Here is a 17,000-nt window from a genome sequence, read left to right as displayed (position 1 = left end):
CCTTTCGAGAGCTGGAACGCGGAGCGTCCCTTGAGGCATTCCCACGCAGAGCGTGGGAACGATCATTGGTGGTGTTTTCAGTAGCCCACCACCCCTTCTTCATGCATCTGCCGCAACAGCACCGCCCCGTTTTCCATAAACTCCGACGCCCCAGCCATCCCCGCTTCCACCGCCAATCCTTCCAGCTGCTCACGCCCGTCCAGTTGAGGACATTCCTCAATCCGCTGCAACAACCGCCACGCCAACGGGCTCAGTGCAGAAAACTTCACACTCCAGTCCTCCACCCGACGCACCAACAGCAATGTCGGCTGAGCCGGCGCTGTCTGCGGTTGATAATCCGGCCCCACCAATTGCACCGGCCAGGCATACGCCAACGGCCAGGCCAGCGGCGAAACCTGCAACGGTCGGTCCAGCAACAACCCGGCATCGCTCAGCGGCAACGGTTCGGCCTCGGACTGCTGCAACGCCATCTCGACCCACTCGTAATGCGCCAGCTCCACCATGAACGGCGGCCACGACCCTTCGCTCAACGCTTGCGGTTCCGAGGCCAGGAACTCGACGAACTCCTTGGCGATCTCACCGAATTTCGGCGTGTGCGCGCGGTAGTCGCGCAGGAAAATCCGTACCAGTGAACGCCAGTGTTCATCACCGAGAATCTTGATCAGCACCGGAAACGTCCCGCTGAGCAACGATGACAGGTTCGCGAAAATCAGGTCGCGGTAAACCTGCGCCCGTGTCACGTCCATCCCGGCCGGTGGCACGCAATGATCGGGATCGCGCAGGTAAAGGCCCAAGGTGTTTTGCTGTTGAAACAGGCTCGGCTTATCCACGCTTCACCCCCTCGATTTGCAGACGGCGGATGGTCTGCAATTCGGCTACCAGTTCGGAAAATGCCGGAAAGTTGAAATCCCGTTCCAGCAGCGTCGGTTGCGCGCCGAAGCGAGCATAAGCCTCCGCCAGCAACGACCAGACCACCGGTTTGACCGAAGCGCCGTGGGTGTCGATTTTCAAGGTGTCGGACTCATCGAAATGCCCGGCCACGTGCATGGCCACCACCCGGCCCGAATCGATGCCGGCCACAAAGGTCTGCGGATCGAAACCGTGATTGATCGAGTTGACGTAGACGTTGTTGACGTCCAGCAGCAGGTCGCAATCGGCCTCGCGCAGCACCGCGTTGGTGAAGGTCAGCTCGTCCATGTCCTGTTGTGGCGCGGCGTAGTAGGAGACGTTTTCCACCGCCAGACGCCGACCAAGAATGTCCTGGGCCTGACGAATTCGCGCGGCGACGTGGCGCACCGCTTCTTCGGTAAAGGGCAGCGGCAGCAGGTCGTAAAGGTGACCGTCATCGCCGCAGTAGCTCAAGTGTTCGCTGTACAGCGGCACCTTGTAGTGATCGAGGAAAACCCGGACTTCCTGCAGAAACCCGACGTCCAGCGGTGCCGGGCCGCCCAATGACAGTGACAAGCCATGACAGGACAACGGATAGCGCTCGGCCAGGGCACGCAACGCATGACCATGAGCGCCACCGATACCGATCCAGTTTTCCGGCGCGACTTCCAGAAAATCGAAATCGCCCACGCGGGCTGCCTGAAGGTCCTTCATTAAACCGCGACGCAAACCGAGCCCGACGGTCGCCTTCGCTGATGTGATGGGGGTCTGCATTGGTGTCGATCTCAATGATTGCCAGGACGGAATCACAGTTAACCGAAAGGATGTATCGGATCTGTGTTCGGCAATGCCCTGGTAGTGCAGGGAACTGTATCGGGAAGCCTGTCAGATACAGTGCAATACACAACACAAATCCCCTGTGGGAGCGGCGGTGCGGCGATCCGACTTGCTCGCGAAGGCGGTGTGTCAGGCAACATCATTGTCGACTGGAGGTCCGCCTTCGCGAGCAAGCCCGCTCCCACAGGGGTCCAGTGTCAGTCAGGGAAATGTAACTTTCGTCGCTCCAGGCAGCGGCGCACGGGGCCCGGACTAAACTTAGTGCACGCAGGACGTGCTTATCGTCCTGTTCATTCCAACGACCACCGTTCAGAGGTGAACGCCTCGGAAAACAAGGCCTCTGGACTGTGATCCTGCTGAAGGAGCACACGTGATGGACGAGGCAAGACTCAATGATTTCATGGGCAAACTGGTGAACGACATGGGCGGGGCGGCGATGCTCGCCAACGTCATCCTCGGCGAAGAGCTCGGACTGTACCGGGCCATGGCCGACAGTCAGCCAGTCACCCCTGAAGCCCTCGCCGACAAAACCGGCTGCAACACCCGCCTGCTGCGCGAATGGCTCAGCGCCCACGCCGCTTCCGGTTACATGGAACACCGCGACGGCCAGTTCCGCCTGCCCGAAGAGCAAGCCCTGGCATTGGCAATCGAAGACTCGCCGGTCTATGTGGCGGGTGGCATCGGGGTGGTCGCATCGTTTTTCCATGACAAGGACAAACTGGTCAACGCCATGCGCGGCGACGGTGCCCTCGCCTGGGGCGATCACCATCCGTGCATGTTCAGCGGCACGGAGCGGTTCTTCCGGCCAGGTTATAAAGCGCACCTGGTCGCCGAATGGCTGCCGGCGCTCGAAGGCGTGGTCGCCAAACTGGAGGCTGGCGCCAAGGTGGCGGATATCGGCTGCGGCCACGGCGCATCCACCGTGATCATGGCCCAGTCGTTTCCGGAATCGCGGTTCGTCGGTTTCGACTACCACGCGCCCTCCGTCACCGTCGCCACCCAGCGCGCCGAAGAAGGTGGCGTGGCCGGGCGTGCGCGGTTCTTCCAGGGCACGGCAAAAAGCTTCCCCGGCGACGACTATGACCTGGTCTGCTACTTCGACTGCCTGCACGACATGGGCGACCCGGTAGGCGCGGCGCGGCACGCTTATGACGCGCTAAAACCGGATGGCACGGTGCTGCTGGTAGAGCCGTTCGCCAACGACTCGCTCGATGACAACACCAACCCGGTTGGCCGCTTGTTCTACGCCGCCTCGACCTTCATCTGCACCCCGAACTCGCTGTCCCAGGAGGTCGGCCTCGGGCTCGGCGCCCAGGCTGGCGAGGCGCGGCTGCGCAAGGTCTTCACCGAGGCCGGGTTCAAGACGTTCCGGCGGGCCACGGAAACGCCGTTCAACCTGATTCTGGAGGCGCGCAAGTAAACCCCGCTGACGGCTGACGGCTGACGGTCTACTGTAGGAGCTGTCGCAGGCTGCAATCTTTTGATCTTGATTTGGTAATGCTGAAATCGCTGAAGATCAAAAGATCGCAGCCTGCGGCAGCTCCTACTGGCCCTCCGGAGTGTTGAACATGCTCGACAGCCTCATCCGCGAACAACTCGACCGCCTTCAGCAGTTAATGGCCGAGCAGCCGTTTGTGGTCCTGACCGGCGCCGGTATCAGCACTCCGTCGGGCATTCCGGACTACCGCGATAATCAAGGCGTGCGGCGTGGCCGGCAACCGATGATGTATCAGGAGTTTCTCTCGGCGCCCGAATCCCGGCGTCGCTATTGGGCGCGGGCGATGCTCGGTTGGCCGCGGGTGCGCCAGGCCCAGCCGAACGCGGCCCATGAGGCCTTGGCCCGTTTGCAAAGTTCGCAGCAGATCAGCGGGCTGATCACTCAAAACGTCGACACCCTGCACGACCAGGCCGGCAGCCATGACGTCATCGAACTCCACGGCAGCCTGCACCGCGTGTTGTGCCTGGACTGCGGAAAACGCAGCGAACGGGATTCGATCCAGCAATTGATGGAAGCGCAGAATCCGTATCTGGCCGGCGTGGATGCGGTGCAAGCCCCGGATGGCGACACGCTACTGGATGCGGCGTTTGAGGCACGTTTTCAGGTACCGCATTGCCCGCACTGCGCAGGTGAGCGGATGAAGCCGGACGTGGTGTTTTTTGGCGAGAATGTGGCGCAAATAACGGCGACCAAAGCGATGGCGGCGGTCGAAAAGGCGGCGGGGTTGTTGGTGGTCGGGTCTTCGTTGATGGCGTATTCGGCGTTTCGGTTATGCCGGGCGGTGGCGGATCAGGGGAAACCGTTGATTGCGATTAATTTGGGGAAGACTCGGGCGGATGAATTGCTCAATTTGAAGATTGAAGGGTCTTGTGAACGGCTTTTGCCGTTGTTGGCGGAGGGGCTGGGGCGGTGATGCCTTGAGCTCCGTGTTCGACTGAAGATCCACCCCTCACCCCAGCCCTCTCCCCAGGGGGGAGAGGGGAAAGGGAGCAGATCTCCATGGTTTTCAGATCCTGAGTTCGACTCGAAGTCGCAGGTCGCAGTACCTAGCCCATTCAACTCGGTCAGTCCCCTCGCCCCTCGGGGAGAGGGTTAGGGTGAGGGGGTGGTTCTCTCAGAATGTCGAACAGCGCCTGCGCCGCCGCCGACAGTTCCACCCCTGGCTTGGTCAGCACCCCAATCGCCCGCTCCACCACCGGATCGCGCAAGGTAATGCACCGCGCGCCCAGTTCCAGCATCTGCCCGACACACAACGCCGGCACTGCACTCACCCCCAAACCGCTGGCCACCATCCGCCCAACCGTCGCCAACTGATGGCTTTCAAACTCCACCGGCAATTTCATCCCTCGCGCCTGCAAGTGCTCTTCGAGCATCACCCGCACCGTGGACGGTCGCTGCAAAGTAATGAACGGTTCCTTGAGCAAGGTCTGCCAATCGATGTCTTCCAGTTCCGCCAAAGGAGAATCCTTCGGCACAACGGCCACAAACCGGTCCATGTACAACGGCGTGAATGCCAGCGATGAACTCTGATTCGGCTCAAACGCCACCCCCAGTTCAACCTGTCGATCACGCACCATCTCCAGCACCTGCTCGTTGATCACGTCATTCACCGTGACGTTGACCTTGGGATAGCGCGCGCGGAAGGTTTTCAGGATCGGCGGCAGCAGGTTGCCGGCAAATGAGGGCATCGCCGCCAGCGTCACACGCCCGCGCTGGAGGGTGAAGCGTTGCCGCAGCTCATCCTCGGCATTGTCCCAGTCGGCGATCAAGCGACGTGCCAGTGGCACCAGCGATTCTCCCTCAGCCGTCAGCGCGACATTGCGTGTGTTGCGGGTGAACAGGCGCCCGCCCAGCCCCTCCTCCAGCGCCTTGATGGTCAGGCTTAATGCCGATTGCGACAGGTGCAACCGCTCGCAGGCCACGGCAAAACTCAGACTCTGGGCCACGGCCAGGAATGCGCGGATCTGCTTGACTGTCATGTGCGAGTTGCTCCAGTAATTAAGAGTACGGCTTGCCCGCGATGGCTTCCTTGAAATCGCCATCGTCGGATCGCCGCCCGGAGCAGGCTCGCTCCCACAGGGGTTATTGGTGAGTTTTATCTATCAATCAACCTTAAAAATCAACTTAACAAATGAATCCTTCAGCGCGACACTCCTACCCCATACGGCTAGCCAGCCGCCCACAAAGAATAAAAGAGGTGCATATGGCAGGTTTCGACAAGCGCGTGAGTTCCTACGAGGAAGCTCTGGCAGGTCTTGAAGACGGCATGACCGTGATCGCCGGCGGCTTCGGCCTGTGCGGGATTCCGGAAAACCTCATCGCCGAGATCAAGCGCAAAGGCACACGCGACCTCACCGTGGTTTCCAACAACTGCGGCGTCGACGGTTTCGGCCTCGGCGTGCTGCTGGAAGACCGGCAGATCCGCAAGGTGGTGGCCTCCTACGTCGGCGAGAACAAACTGTTCGAAGACCAACTGCTTAAAGGCGAAATCGAAGTGGTCCTGACCCCCCAAGGCACCCTCGCCGAAAAAATGCGCGCAGGCGGTGCCGGCATCCCGGCGTTCTTCACCGCCACCGGCGTCGGCACTCCCGTTGCAGACGGCAAGGAAGTCCGCGAATTCCATGGCCGCAAGTACCTGATGGAAGAATCCATCACCGGTGACTTCGCCATCGTCAAAGGCTGGAAAGCCGACCATTTCGGCAACGTCATCTATCGCCACACCGCCCAGAACTTCAACCCGCTGGCCGCCACCGCGGGCAAGATCACCGTGGTCGAAGTCGAAGAAATCGTCGAACCCGGCGAGCTGGACCCGGCGCAGATCCACACCCCTGGCATCTACGTCGACCGGGTCATTTGCGGCACGTTCGAGAAGCGCATCGAACAGCGCACCGTGCGTAAGTGATCCCCTGCCCCCGGACCGAATGAAGGAATAACAACAATGGCACTTTCCCGCGAACAAATGGCTCAACGCGTCGCCCGCGAAATGCAGGACGGCTTCTACGTGAACCTGGGCATCGGCATTCCGACCCTGGTCGCCAACTACATCCCTGAAGGCATGGAAGTCATGCTGCAGTCGGAAAACGGCTTGCTGGGCATGGGTCCATTTCCTACTGAAGAAACCATCGATGCCGACATGATCAACGCCGGCAAACAAACGGTGACTGCGCGTATCGGCGCGTCAATCTTTTCTTCCGCCGAGTCCTTCGCGATGATCCGCGGTGGTCATGTCGACCTGACCGTACTCGGTGCGTTTGAAGTGGACGTGGAAGGCAACATCGCCTCGTGGATGATCCCCGGCAAACTGGTCAAGGGCATGGGCGGCGCCATGGACCTGGTGGCCGGCGCAGACAACATCATCGTCATCATGACCCACGCGTCCAAGGACGGTGAGTCCAAGCTCCTGTCCAAATGCAGCCTGCCGCTGACCGGTGCCGGGTGCATCAAGCGTGTGCTGACTGACCTGGCTTACCTGGAAATCGAAAACGGCGCGTTCATTCTCAAAGAACGCGCACCGGGCGTCAGCGTTGAGGAGATTGTCGCCAAGACCGCCGGTAAACTGATCGTGCCGGATCACGTTCCGGAAATGCAGTTCGCTGCCCAGTGAGGAATCATTCCATGCAAGAAGTCGTCATTGTCGCCGCCACCCGCACCGCCATCGGCAGTTTCCAGGGTGCCCTGGCCAACGTGTCCGCGGTTGATCTCGGTGCTGCGGTAATCCGTCAGCTGCTGGCGCAAACCGGTCTGGACGTTGCTGAAGTCGATGAAGTGATCATGGGCCAGGTGCTGACCGCCGGCGCCGGACAAAACCCTGCGCGCCAGTCGGCAATCAAGGCCGGCCTGCCCTTCACCGTGCCTGCGATGACCCTGAACAAGGTCTGCGGCTCGGGCCTCAAAGCCCTGCACCTGGCCACTCAGGCGATTCGCTGCGGCGATGCCGATGTGATCATTGCCGGCGGCCAGGAAAACATGAGCCTGTCCAATTACGTCATGCCCGGTGCGCGCACCGGTCTGCGCATGGGTCACGCGCAAATCGTCGACACCATGATCAGCGACGGCCTGTGGGATGCGTTCAACGATTACCACATGGGCATCACCGCCGAGAACCTGGCCGAGAAGTACAGCCTGACTCGCGAGCAACAAGACGCCTTCGCCGCAGCCTCGCAGCAGAAAGCCACGGCCGCCATCGAAGCCGGACGTTTTGCCGATGAGATCACGCCGATCCTGATTCCTCAGCGCAAGGGCGACCCGGTCGCCTTCCAGGTTGACGAACAACCTCGAGCAGGCACCACCGCTGAAGCACTGGGCAAACTGAAACCGGCCTTCAAAAAGGACGGTTCGGTGACCGCTGGTAACGCCTCGTCCCTGAACGACGGTGCTGCCGCCGTGATCCTGATGAGCGCGGAAAAGGCCAAGGCCCTCGGCCTGCCCGTGCTGGCGAAAATCGCGGCTTACGCCAACGCGGGCGTAGACCCGGCGATCATGGGCATCGGCCCGGTCAGCGCGACTCGTCGTTGCCTGGACAAGGCCGGCTGGTCCATTGACCAACTTGACCTGATCGAAGCCAACGAAGCCTTCGCTGCGCAATCGCTGGCGGTGGCCAAGGACCTGGAATGGGACCTGAACAAGGTCAACGTCAACGGCGGCGCTATCGCCTTGGGCCACCCGATCGGTGCGTCGGGTTGCCGAGTGCTGGTGACTTTGCTGCATGAAATGATCAAGCGCGACGCCAAGAAAGGCCTCGCCACCCTGTGCATCGGTGGTGGTCAGGGCGTGGCACTGGCGATCGAACGGGCGTAAAGCGTTCAACAGACGGCGCGGGGACCCACGAATATCCGTTCGCCGTCTGGCAAAACACCCGGTGCGACTCACGTCGCACCGGGTTCTTTTTGCCTGGCTGTCAGGCAAATTTCACCAGATTCAGCACCGGCAGCGGACCGCCTGGAAACTGCACCAGCCGCGCCCCGACACTCAATTCCCCAAGATCAATCCCGAAGAAGCCCAGCTGCTCGATCAGCGCCGCCACTTGAGCTTTCGCATCGGCATCATCACCCGAGAGAAACAGCACCCGCCGCCCGCCCTCCGCCGCTGGATCACTTTCCAGAAAACGCGCCTGAAGGTGATTGAACGCCTTCACCACCCGCGCACCGGGCACCCATTCGGCAAACACTTCGCTGGATGTGCGCCCCTGCAAATCCACGGCCTTGAACGACGGCGCCTCGATTGAGTTGTTGGCGTCGATGACAATCCGTCCGTCAAAATTCGGCAGGCCGGCGAGCGCGGTCGGCAACTTCGACCAATTGACCGCGACCAGCACGATGGCTTGCGCGGCGGCTTCCTCGCGGGTTCCGGCACGCGCCGTTGGCCCGAGTTCTTCCACCAGCGAGGCCAGGCTTTGCGGGCCACGGCTGTTGGCGATAACCACTTCAATGCCTTGACGCGACAGTGCTCTGGCAAAGGCTGCGCCGATTGCGCCGGCGCCGATGATTCCGATGGTGCTCATGGTTGTTCACTCCGAGGGTTGTCGTTGGAGTGAATACTGCGCTTGCCATTAGCGCTTGATTAGCGGGTAATGCCTTGAATGATCTTCAAGCATGACTAGCAGGTGATTCCCATGGAAACCCTCGCCAACCTCGAATCCTTCGTCCGCAGCGCCGAGACCGGCAGTTTTTCCGCCGCCGCACGGGTACTCGCGCTGACCCCAGCCGCTGTCAGCCGCAACGTGGCGATGCTCGAACGCAACATCGGCGTGCGGCTGTTCCAGCGCTCGACCCGCAAGCTGTCCCTGACCGAAGCCGGGGAACGCTTTCTGACGAGCATCGGCGGCAATCTGGAAGCGTTACAGACAGCAATCAGCGCGGTGAGCAGCGACCAAGGCGAGCCGACGGGCGTGCTCAAGGTCAGTCTGGCGCCGACGTTTGGCATCGGTCATGTCTTGCCGCTGCTGCCAGCGTTTCTGGCGCGCTACCCATTGATTCGCCCGGAATGGCACTTCGAAAACCGCCCCGTGGATTTGATTGCCGAAGGGTATGACGCGGCCATTGGCGGCGGTTTCGAGTTAATGCCAGGTGTGGTGTCGCGGACGTTGGCGGCGGCGCATGTGGTGGCGGTCGCCTCTCCCGCCTACCTCGCAGGACGCAGCCTGCCCGAGGGTCCGGCTGACCTGTGCGAACACACCGCCATTGTAATGCGCGGCACCCGCACCGGGCGGATTCGCCAATGGCTGATGCGCGATGGCGCGGGCAACGAAGCACCGGCCAATCTGAATGAACACATTGTGTTCAATGACCCGGCCGCCATGCGCGAAGCGGCGATACTCGGCCTGGGCGTGACGCTGCTGGTGTTGCCGGATGTGCTGGCGAATATCCAGCGTGGCGAACTGGTCCGCCTGCTGCCCGACTGGCACGCCGACGCGGGGCCGATTTCGCTGTATTACCCGAGCCGGACGTTGATGCCGGCCAAGACTAGGGTGTTCATCGAGTTTGTGGTCGAGGCGTTTAAGCACAACTGATCGTTCCCACGGCGTGGGAACGATCACCCCTCTGTAGGAGCAAGCTCGGCTCCTACACAGGCGTGTCGTGATTGAAACCTTCATTTTTGTATACAAAATCACGATATCTATAGAGCAATCCCACCCGCGCAATGCTAACGTTGCCGCCTCACTCAGGTCGGAGGTGCGTGCGTGCTGCTATTCAAACTGCTGGTCATCCCAGGATTTCTCTTGCTGATTTCCCTGGCCGGTAAACGCTGGGGACCGAGTGTCGCCGGTTGGCTGTCGGGGTTGCCGGTGGTGGTCGGGCCGATTCTGTTCTTTCTCGCCATCGAGCAGGGCCAAGTGTTCGCCGCTCAATCGGCGACGGCAGCGCTGTCGGCGATGTTCGCGATGATTGCCTTTTGCGTGACCTACGCTCAGGTTGCACAACGCGCGAAGTGGCCGTGGGCGCTGGTGATTTCGCTGTTGGTCTGGGCCACGGCGGCCGTTGTGCTGTCGTTGATTCCGCCGTCCCTAATGTTCTCGGTGATCGCTGCCGCGACCGCTCTGCTGGCGGCGCCGTATCTGTTTCCCTCGGTACAGCCGATCGTTTCGGGCCCGGCGCCGAAGTCCGACAAATTGCTGTTGCGCATGATTGCCGGCGCCCTGCTCACCCTCGCTGTCACGTTGTTGGCCAGCACCGTCGGTGAACGCTGGAGCGGTCTGCTCGCGGTGTTCCCGGTGCTGGGCAGCGTGATGGCGGTGTTCTCCCAGCAAACCCGCGGCCCGGCGTTTACTGCCGCGTTGTTGCGGGCCACCGCGACCGGGATGTATTCGTTCGCCGCATTTTGCCTGGTGTTGGCGCTGACGTTGCCGAATTTTGGTTGGTGGGGATTCGCGATGGGAATGGTGGTTTCGTTGGGGATGTTGTTGGTGACGAAGAGACTGGTCATGGGTTCAAAAGACAGTTCGACCGTATCAAAGAACTTGCAGAAGGCCGACACGTAACACCATGGTCTTAAAGAGAACTCTTTTGTCTCAGAGTCAGGCGTAACGCTGTCCCTGCCACAGGACTGAGGGCTGCCAGAAAGTGGATTCCATGGGATGATTGCGGCGAACGCGCGACCATCCACTGGAGTTTCTGAATGTCATTGTTGAGTAAAAAAGCCGTTGTCCTGTTGTTGACGGCGGTTGCCAGTCTGGGAGCGCTGAATGCGCAGGCCGCCAAGGCCACTGCCAGCGATGCCGCGCCGGCACAGAACGTCTCGATGCTCGGCGGCAAGTTCAAGTTCAGCCTGCCTAAAGGCTTCGTCGCCAACCCGCTGCCTGCCGGCGACGCGACCACCGGCACCGCCGGGGCAACGGGCACCATGTACACCAATCAGGCGACTAAAACCGTCGTGATCGCCGCCGAAAACACCATCCCCGGCGGCCTCAACGTCAAAGACAACGACGGTCAGTTCCTCGACTCCGTGGCGTCTGACTTCGCCACCCAACAAGCCATGGCGCTGCCGGACTTCACCAAGCTCAGCGAAAAAAGCCTGACCCAAAAAGGTACCGGCCTGGGGTTGCGGCAGATCGACAGCACCGCCACCCAGGGCGGCGGCAAAACCCTCGACACCACGCTGATGGCCGCGTCCAACACGCGCATGGCGATCATTCAGGTGATTTCCCGCCTCAGCGACAATGCTGGCCACGAGACGCTGGTCAAACAAATCGTCACCGGTAAGTGAGCGTCAGGGATTGAGACGCTGCAACCAGGCGCTCAAGTCCTGCATTTCGGCAGCACTGATGCTGTGACCGACGCCAGGGTAGGCATGAAATTCAGGCTTGAGTGACAGGCTCTGCAACAGGCTGTCGGCGTCCGTGCCGTCAATGTACGGAAGGCGTTTGTCCGCGGTGCCATGACCGATGAAAATCGCCAGCTCCTGGCGCTTTTCATCCGGTTTCAGTTCGGACCTGAGCACCGGCAGAATCCGCCCGCTCAACACCGCGATCCCGCCCACCGCCTCGGGGTGACGCAGGGCCACCTCGTAGGACATGATCGCGCCCTGGCTGAAACCCACCAGGAACACCTTGTTCGGTTCGGTGTGATATTTCTTCGCCGCTTGTGCGACGAAATCCTGCAGCACCTGGCCGCTGGACTTCAGATCATCGGTCTCACCGTTGTAGGCCGCGTTGCCCTTCTCGCGAAACCACTTGTAACTGCCCTCCTCCATCACCATCGGTGCGCGTACCGACAGGTAGTTGTATGACGCGGGCAGTTCATCCTTGATGTCGAACAGATCCTCCTCGTTACTGCCAAAACCGTGGAGGAAAATCACCAGGGGCTGATTGCGCGACTCGGGGTTGGCCTGCTGCAGGTACTTGAGTGGCAGATCGGTTTGCAACGGGATTTGAGCATGGACGGCGGTGGACGCCAGGAGTGTCAGCAGAGCGAGAAACTTCAACATAAACCTTCCTTCACAAGTGCAGGATTCGGGGCAGAGCCTAACACTGTGAAGCTGCCCGGGCATATTCGGTGCTGCTGATGCCGCCTTCGCGAGCAAGCCCGCTCCCACAGTTGATCGCGTACTCCTGTGGGAGCGGCGGTGCGACGATTCGACTTGCTCGCGAAAGCGGCCTCGAAGACGACTATATTCCTCAATCGTTGATGAGTTTTCCGACCCGAATCGGCTCGCGCCCCGCGACCTTCGCCTGCCACGTGCCCGGCTGGGTATAGCGCCCGCGATCAATGGCAAACAACACCCCACTGGTCCCGGCGCAAACAGTCGTGACCCGATCATTCAGCGGATCGACCACTTCAAACAGCGCATCACCCTTCTCCACCCATTCACCCGAATCGCGCAAGAAACTGACGACCCCGTGATGCGGCGCGAACAGGTATTGGGTGCCTTCGAACGGCATGCCTTCACAGCATTCGCTCGGGGCCGCTGGCCAAGTACCTTTGATGAAACCCTGTTCGGCGAGGAACCCGAGAATCGCCTCGCAATTGGCTTGAGCCTGATCGACTCGCGTATCACCCATGCTGCCCAGCTCCAGCGTCGTCGCCAGATTGGCCAGCGGGATCGCGGCCTCAGGGAAAGCCCTGGCCAGACGCAACCACGGCGTTGAACACGACTCATCGAATGAGCTGCCGCCAGAATCTTCGCAAAGCAACGCCACCCCAGCCTTCAAACTCGCCGCCAGGGATTGCCACTGCGGCCAGTGTTGCGGCAAGGCATACAGATGAATCGCCGCGTCGAAATCACAATGCAGATCCAGGGTGATGTCGGCCTCACAGGCGTGGCGCAGCAGCAAGCGGTGCATGGCTTCAAGCTGCGAGGCCGGTGCCGGCAAATCGTCGAGTACCTGGCCCATGGTCTGGCGAATCAGCGCAATGTTGGCCGCCGCATCACTGCCCAAGCGATCGCCGATCAACTCGGCCACCGGTGCGCTGAGTTCGACGAAGGAGCGGTTGAAGTTCTTGCCACTGCCCAGCTCGAAGCGGCCCATGTGGCTGCCTTGCAGGTGCTGATCGAGGCCAATCGGATTGGCCACCGGGACCAGTTCAATCACGCCCTGCAACTGGCCCTGGGTTTCGAGTTCGGCCAAGCGCTTTTTCAGTTCCCACGCCGTGCGCATGCCCGGCAGTTCATCGGCGTGCAGGCTGGCCTGGATGTAGACCTTGCGAGTGCCCGCGCCATAACGAAACACGCTGAGGGTGCGTTCGGTGCCCAGGTGACTCCAGGGCAGTGAATGGTCGATGCGTTGCATGGAAACTCCTGAATATTTGAACGGCGAAAATCACCTGTGGGAGCGGCGGTGCGGCGATCCGACTTGCTCGCGAAAGCGGTTTTCCAGTGGAAAGTTTTTTGCCTGACACACCGCTTTCGCGAGCAAGCCCGTTCCCACAGGGATCTTATTTCAACAGAGAAAACGCATAAAAAAAGTGGCAACCGCGTCAACGGTTGCCACTTTTTTGAACGGCGTGATTACTGGCCGTAAACGTCAAAGTCGAAGTACTTGTCTTGCACTTGCTTGTACTTGCCGTTGGCGCGGATTTCGTTGATGGCGGTGTTGAATTTCTCTGCCAGGGCGGTATCGCCCTTGCGCACAGCAATACCGGCGCCGCCGCCGAAGTACTTGGCGTCTTCGTAGGTCGGGCCGACGAAAGCGAAGCCTTTACCGGCGTCGGTTTTCAGGAAACCGTCGTCCAGGTTGACCGAGTCGGCCAGCATCGCGTCGAGACGACCGGCGACCATGTCCAGGTTGGCTTCCTGCTGGGAGCCGTAGCGAACCAGATTGATACCGGCCGGCACCAGCACTTCAGTGGCGAAGCGGTCGTGGGTACTGGCGCGCAGCACACCGACTTTCTTGCCTTTGAGTTCGGTCAGCGGGTCTTTGATGTCGGTGCCTTCCTTCATCACGAAGCGCGCCGGGGTGTGGTAATACTTGATGGTGAAGTCGACGTTCTTTTTGCGATCGTCGGTGATGGTCATGGACGACAGGATCGCGTCGATTTTCTTGACCTTCAGCGCCGGGATCAGGCCGTCGAACTCTTGCTCGACCCAGGTGCACTTCACTTTCATCTGCTCGCACAGTGCGTCGCCTATGTCCACGTCGAAGCCGGTGAGTTTGCCTTCAGGGGTTTTCATCGAGAATGGCGGATAACCGGCTTCGATACCGAGACGGATCGGCTTGGCGTCTTCGGCCACAGCCGTCAGAGACAACATCGACAGTGCCAGAGCACCGAACATCACTAGCTTCTTCATTTATAACTCCTGTGTGCGGAGGCTTTTATTGGCAGCTTTCGGTAGGTGAAGACCGAAGTGGCCGGCAGTCTAGAGCGGCTCAAGGAGGGTAAATTGTGTTTAAGCGACAAATACTTATAGAAAAGCAGCCGACAGATTCAAGTCCCTTGAAGCGTGCGCCAAGCCGGTGCAAAGACTGTAGGACAAGCCCTTTTTTCAGACAAAACCTACAAGCAAAAACTACAAGAGAGCCCCTATGCCCACGTTGAACCTGATCCAGCACCACCCCGCCGAAGGTCCCGGCGCCATTGACACGTGGGCCGCGTCCCGAGGTTTGACCCTGAACGTGTTTCGCGCCGACCTCGGCCAGTTGCCGCCAGTCAGTGCCGCACCCGTGATCCTGTTGGGTGGGCCTTATGAATCCAATGCCGGGCCAGCCTGGCTAGAAGTTGAACGCCAGTGGTTGGCGGGTAGCCTGGATCAAGGCGCGGCGGTGTTTGCGATTTGTCTGGGGGCGCAGTTACTGGCGCTGAGCCTGGGCGGGAATGTGCGGCGGATGGATCGAACCGAAACCGGTTGGACGCCCGTGACCTTTGTCGATGGCCAGACGTTGCAGGTGCTGGAATGGCACGAAGACGCCATCGACCTGCCGCCAAACGCGCAGTTGCTGGCCAGCAGTGAGCAGTGCGAGCAGCAGATGTATCGCGTCGGGCCGACGCGGGTGGGTTTGCAGTTCCATCCGGAGTGGACGGCTGAATCGGTGGCAACGCTCAATGAACACTTTGGCGACGAGTCACCGCTGCCCCGGGGTCAACAGGACAGCGTCGCCTATGCAGCCGTGTTTGAGTGGTTGCAGGCGACGCTTGATGGGTGGTGGGCATCCGTTTAGAGCAAGATCAACAGATCGCAGCCTCGTTTCACTCGACAGCTGCTACAGGTGATCGCGTAGACCTGTAGCAGCTGTCGAGTGAAACGAGGCTGCGTTCTTTTCGACTACATCAACACTCGCAACCGATCACGGTGCTGGCAGGCCGTTGCACAGCAACACTCAACTCAAACCCCTCATCCAGCCACCCGGTCACCCCGCCGATCATTTCCTTGACCGGGTAACCCAGCGCCGCCAGTTTCACGGCAGCCTTGTTGGCACCGTTGCAGTGGGGCCCGGCGCAATACACCACGAACACGCTGGTTTTCGGGTAGGCCGCCAGAGCTTCAGCGTTCAGCAGTCGCCCCGGAATATTGATCGCTCCCGGCACATGGCCACGCTCGAACGCGAGCGGGCCGCGTACGTCTACCAGGACAAAATCCACTTCGCCGGCCTGTTGGCTGCCGTGGACGTCGGAACAGTCGGTTTCGAAGGTCAGACGGTTGCTGAAATGCATCAGGGCGATGGCCGATGGGGCGGCGGGAATCTCGCGGACCAGGCTGGTCATGGGCTGTACTCCAAAGTCTCGGTGGGTGTGAGAAGACTTTATCGGCCCGACGCTTGCGGCTACAGTGGCGCACAAGACACTCACCGGGAACTTTCCGCCAAATGCAGCCCACCCCTGGATTGGTCGCGATTCTGGCCTACGACGGCCTCTGTACGTTCGAGTTCGGCATCGCCGTGGAGATCTTCGGCCTGGCCCGTCCGGAGTTCGACTTCCCTTGGTACGAACACCGAATCGCCGCCGTTGATAGGGGCCCGATGCGCGCCATGGGCGGTATTCAGGTGCTGGCCGATGGCGGCATGGAACTGCTCGAGGACGCCCGGACCATCATCATTCCCGGCTGGCGTGACCGCAGCGCCTCGGTGCCTGAGGCATTGATCGCGGCCCTGCGCCAGGCCCATGCACGGGGTGCGCGGCTGCTGTCGATCTGTTCGGGGGTGTTCGTGCTGGCGGCCACCGGTTTGCTCGACGGTCGTGGCGCCACCACGCACTGGCGTTACGCCGCTGAGTTGGCCGAGCGTTTTCCGAACATTCTGGTGGACCCGGACGTGCTCTATATCGATTCAGGTCAACTGATCACCTCGGCCGGCAGCGCTGCCGGTATCGATGCCTGCCTGCACTTGGTGGCGCGGGACTTCGGTACGCAAGTGGCCAACTCGGTGGCGCGGCGACTGGTGATGTCGCCGCAACGCACCGGCGGCCAGGCGCAGTTCATTCCGACACCGGTCAGTCCTACGCCGCGTAGCGATTTGTCGCGCGTCATGCAGTGGGCACGCGAGCGTTTGCATGAACCGCTGGAGGTGCGTGAGCTGGCGAGTGAAGCGGCGATGAGCGAACGGACGTTTCTGCGCCGCTTCACTGAAGCCACCGGCATGCCGCCCAAAGCCTGGTTGCAGCATGAGCGACTGGGCCGGGCCCGCGAGCTGCTTGAGAGCACCCACCAGAACACCGACCAGATTGCCCAGCGCTGCGGTTATCGCTCGGTCGAGAGTTTTCGGGTGGCGTTTCGCAACGTGGTCGGGGTGCCGCCGTCGGTGTATCGGGAGCGGTTTGGGCGGGAGGTTAAAGCAATAATTTGAGGTGTGTTTGAGGGCCTCATCGCGAGCAGGCTCGCTCCTACATTAGACCGTGTCCGCCAATACAAC

Annotated in this window: 18 protein-coding genes; 10 read left to right on the top strand and 8 right to left on the bottom strand. The window is 60.8% G+C overall.

Going from position 1 to position 17,000, the window contains the following annotated elements:
* Window positions 1-77: 77 nt before the first annotated feature.
* The gene (locus DFS28_RS26435) at window positions 78-830 is read right to left on the bottom strand and encodes a DUF2063 domain-containing protein (RefSeq protein WP_111452102.1); all 753 of its coding nucleotides are present in this window, start codon (window positions 828-830) and stop codon (window positions 78-80) included.
* Window positions 823-1,662, bottom strand: a complete 840-nt coding sequence (locus DFS28_RS26430) for a DUF692 domain-containing protein (RefSeq protein ID WP_111452101.1) — start codon at window positions 1,660-1,662, stop codon at window positions 823-825. Before DFS28_RS26430 ends, DFS28_RS26435 begins: the two co-directional genes overlap by 8 nt.
* A 436-nt stretch (window positions 1,663-2,098) precedes the next feature.
* Here DFS28_RS26430 and DFS28_RS26420 point away from each other — a divergent pair, with 436 nt between their 5' ends.
* Together DFS28_RS26420 and DFS28_RS26415 are read left to right on the top strand one after the other, a co-directional pair.
* A complete protein-coding gene (locus DFS28_RS26420) occupies window positions 2,099-3,145 on the top strand; it encodes a class I SAM-dependent methyltransferase (RefSeq protein ID WP_111452100.1) in 1,047 nt (348 codons plus the stop codon).
* Between the two features lie 148 nt (window positions 3,146-3,293).
* A complete protein-coding gene (locus DFS28_RS26415; RefSeq protein WP_111452099.1) occupies window positions 3,294-4,136 on the top strand; it encodes an NAD-dependent protein deacetylase in 843 nt (280 codons plus the stop codon).
* A 151-nt stretch (window positions 4,137-4,287) separates the two neighbouring features.
* On the opposite strand, the gene DFS28_RS26410 is transcribed toward DFS28_RS26415, so the two are convergent.
* Window positions 4,288-5,202 carry a LysR family transcriptional regulator gene (locus DFS28_RS26410; protein ID WP_111452098.1) on the bottom strand — a complete coding sequence of 305 codons (915 nt, stop codon included), beginning with the start codon at window positions 5,200-5,202 and terminating at the stop codon, window positions 4,288-4,290.
* Window positions 5,203-5,426: 224 nt separating this feature from the next.
* Here DFS28_RS26410 and DFS28_RS26405 point away from each other — a divergent pair, with 224 nt between their 5' ends.
* From DFS28_RS26405 to DFS28_RS26395, 3 genes are read left to right on the top strand one after another with little or no spacing between them, the layout of a single operon-like run.
* Window positions 5,427-6,125, top strand: a complete 699-nt coding sequence (locus DFS28_RS26405; protein WP_033058258.1) for a CoA transferase subunit A — start codon at window positions 5,427-5,429, stop codon at window positions 6,123-6,125.
* Between the two features lie 36 nt (window positions 6,126-6,161).
* The gene (locus tag DFS28_RS26400) at window positions 6,162-6,827 is read left to right on the top strand and encodes a CoA transferase subunit B (protein ID WP_054051104.1); all 666 of its coding nucleotides are present in this window, start codon (window positions 6,162-6,164) and stop codon (window positions 6,825-6,827) included.
* A gap of 11 nt (window positions 6,828-6,838) precedes the next feature.
* A complete protein-coding gene (locus tag DFS28_RS26395; protein ID WP_111452097.1) occupies window positions 6,839-8,020 on the top strand; it encodes an acetyl-CoA C-acetyltransferase in 1,182 nt (393 codons plus the stop codon).
* Between the two features lie 100 nt (window positions 8,021-8,120).
* Here the strand turns inward: DFS28_RS26395 and DFS28_RS26390 are convergent, their stop codons facing one another.
* A complete protein-coding gene (locus tag DFS28_RS26390; RefSeq protein WP_111452096.1) occupies window positions 8,121-8,723 on the bottom strand; it encodes an NADPH-dependent F420 reductase in 603 nt (200 codons plus the stop codon).
* A gap of 111 nt (window positions 8,724-8,834) precedes the next feature.
* Between DFS28_RS26390 and DFS28_RS26385 the strand changes: the two genes are divergently transcribed.
* The 3 genes from DFS28_RS26385 to DFS28_RS26375 all read left to right on the top strand — a co-directional run bounded on the left by DFS28_RS26385 (window position 8,835) and on the right by DFS28_RS26375 (window position 11,425).
* Window positions 8,835-9,731: a LysR family transcriptional regulator gene (locus DFS28_RS26385; protein ID WP_111452095.1), complete on the top strand. Its 897-nt coding sequence runs from the start codon at window positions 8,835-8,837 to the stop codon at window positions 9,729-9,731.
* A 171-nt stretch (window positions 9,732-9,902) separates the two neighbouring features.
* Window positions 9,903-10,700: a hypothetical protein gene (locus DFS28_RS26380; RefSeq protein WP_111452094.1), complete on the top strand. Its 798-nt coding sequence runs from the start codon at window positions 9,903-9,905 to the stop codon at window positions 10,698-10,700.
* A 137-nt stretch (window positions 10,701-10,837) separates the two neighbouring features.
* Window positions 10,838-11,425, top strand: coding sequence for a hypothetical protein (locus DFS28_RS26375; RefSeq protein ID WP_111452093.1), 588 nt, complete (start codon window positions 10,838-10,840; stop codon window positions 11,423-11,425).
* 3 nt (window positions 11,426-11,428) lie between these two features.
* On the opposite strand, the gene DFS28_RS26370 is transcribed toward DFS28_RS26375, so the two are convergent.
* The 3 genes from DFS28_RS26370 to DFS28_RS26360 form a co-directional block, all read right to left on the bottom strand.
* Complete coding sequence (locus DFS28_RS26370; protein WP_111452092.1) at window positions 11,429-12,145, bottom strand: alpha/beta hydrolase; 717 nt, start codon at window positions 12,143-12,145, stop codon at window positions 11,429-11,431.
* 190 nt (window positions 12,146-12,335) lie between these two features.
* A complete protein-coding gene (locus tag DFS28_RS26365; protein ID WP_111452091.1) occupies window positions 12,336-13,448 on the bottom strand; it encodes a succinylglutamate desuccinylase/aspartoacylase family protein in 1,113 nt (370 codons plus the stop codon).
* Window positions 13,449-13,666: 218 nt separating this feature from the next.
* Window positions 13,667-14,446, bottom strand: a complete 780-nt coding sequence (locus tag DFS28_RS26360) for an ABC transporter substrate-binding protein (protein WP_111452090.1) — start codon at window positions 14,444-14,446, stop codon at window positions 13,667-13,669.
* 235 nt (window positions 14,447-14,681) lie between these two features.
* Here DFS28_RS26360 and DFS28_RS26355 point away from each other — a divergent pair, with 235 nt between their 5' ends.
* Window positions 14,682-15,314 carry a type 1 glutamine amidotransferase gene (locus DFS28_RS26355; protein WP_111452089.1) on the top strand — a complete coding sequence of 211 codons (633 nt, stop codon included), beginning with the start codon at window positions 14,682-14,684 and terminating at the stop codon, window positions 15,312-15,314.
* A gap of 109 nt (window positions 15,315-15,423) precedes the next feature.
* On the opposite strand, the gene DFS28_RS26350 is transcribed toward DFS28_RS26355, so the two are convergent.
* Window positions 15,424-15,858, bottom strand: coding sequence for a rhodanese-like domain-containing protein (locus tag DFS28_RS26350; RefSeq protein WP_111452088.1), 435 nt, complete (start codon window positions 15,856-15,858; stop codon window positions 15,424-15,426).
* Window positions 15,859-15,959: 101 nt separating this feature from the next.
* On the opposite strand from DFS28_RS26350, the gene ftrA reads away from it, so the two are divergent.
* Window positions 15,960-16,934, top strand: a complete 975-nt coding sequence (ftrA, locus tag DFS28_RS26345) for a transcriptional regulator FtrA (RefSeq protein ID WP_111452087.1) — start codon at window positions 15,960-15,962, stop codon at window positions 16,932-16,934.
* The last annotated feature ends 66 nt before the right edge of the window (window positions 16,935-17,000 follow it).

This window comes from Pseudomonas sp. 478, assembly GCF_003254125.1.
In the GTDB taxonomy this organism is placed as follows: domain Bacteria; phylum Pseudomonadota; class Gammaproteobacteria; order Pseudomonadales; family Pseudomonadaceae; genus Aquipseudomonas.
Note: the sequence above shows the minus strand (reverse complement) of the source record. Positions and strands in the feature narration are given on the sequence as shown.

Excerpts from the sequence above, each read along its gene's own strand:
- DFS28_RS26360 (WP_111452090.1), bottom strand. The coding sequence starts at position 14,446 with ATGAAGAAGCTAGTGATGTTCGGTGCTCTGGCACTGTCGATGTTGTCT.
- DFS28_RS26390 (WP_111452096.1), bottom strand. The coding sequence starts at position 8,723 with ATGAGCACCATCGGAATCATCGGCGCCGGCGCAATCGGCGCAGCCTTT.
- DFS28_RS26395 (WP_111452097.1), top strand. The coding sequence starts at position 6,839 with ATGCAAGAAGTCGTCATTGTCGCCGCCACCCGCACCGCCATCGGCAGT.
- DFS28_RS26385 (WP_111452095.1), top strand. The coding sequence starts at position 8,835 with ATGGAAACCCTCGCCAACCTCGAATCCTTCGTCCGCAGCGCCGAGACC.
- ftrA (WP_111452087.1), top strand. The coding sequence starts at position 15,960 with ATGCAGCCCACCCCTGGATTGGTCGCGATTCTGGCCTACGACGGCCTC.
- DFS28_RS26415 (WP_111452099.1), top strand. The coding sequence starts at position 3,294 with ATGCTCGACAGCCTCATCCGCGAACAACTCGACCGCCTTCAGCAGTTA.
- DFS28_RS26355 (WP_111452089.1), top strand. The coding sequence starts at position 14,682 with ATGCCCACGTTGAACCTGATCCAGCACCACCCCGCCGAAGGTCCCGGC.
- DFS28_RS26370 (WP_111452092.1), bottom strand. The coding sequence starts at position 12,145 with ATGTTGAAGTTTCTCGCTCTGCTGACACTCCTGGCGTCCACCGCCGTC.
- DFS28_RS26350 (WP_111452088.1), bottom strand. The coding sequence starts at position 15,858 with ATGACCAGCCTGGTCCGCGAGATTCCCGCCGCCCCATCGGCCATCGCC.
- DFS28_RS26400 (WP_054051104.1), top strand. The coding sequence starts at position 6,162 with ATGGCACTTTCCCGCGAACAAATGGCTCAACGCGTCGCCCGCGAAATG.
- DFS28_RS26365 (WP_111452091.1), bottom strand. The coding sequence starts at position 13,448 with ATGCAACGCATCGACCATTCACTGCCCTGGAGTCACCTGGGCACCGAA.
- DFS28_RS26420 (WP_111452100.1), top strand. The coding sequence starts at position 2,099 with ATGGACGAGGCAAGACTCAATGATTTCATGGGCAAACTGGTGAACGAC.
- DFS28_RS26410 (WP_111452098.1), bottom strand. The coding sequence starts at position 5,202 with ATGACAGTCAAGCAGATCCGCGCATTCCTGGCCGTGGCCCAGAGTCTG.
- DFS28_RS26375 (WP_111452093.1), top strand. The coding sequence starts at position 10,838 with ATGTCATTGTTGAGTAAAAAAGCCGTTGTCCTGTTGTTGACGGCGGTT.
- DFS28_RS26405 (WP_033058258.1), top strand. The coding sequence starts at position 5,427 with ATGGCAGGTTTCGACAAGCGCGTGAGTTCCTACGAGGAAGCTCTGGCA.
- DFS28_RS26430 (WP_111452101.1), bottom strand. The coding sequence starts at position 1,662 with ATGCAGACCCCCATCACATCAGCGAAGGCGACCGTCGGGCTCGGTTTG.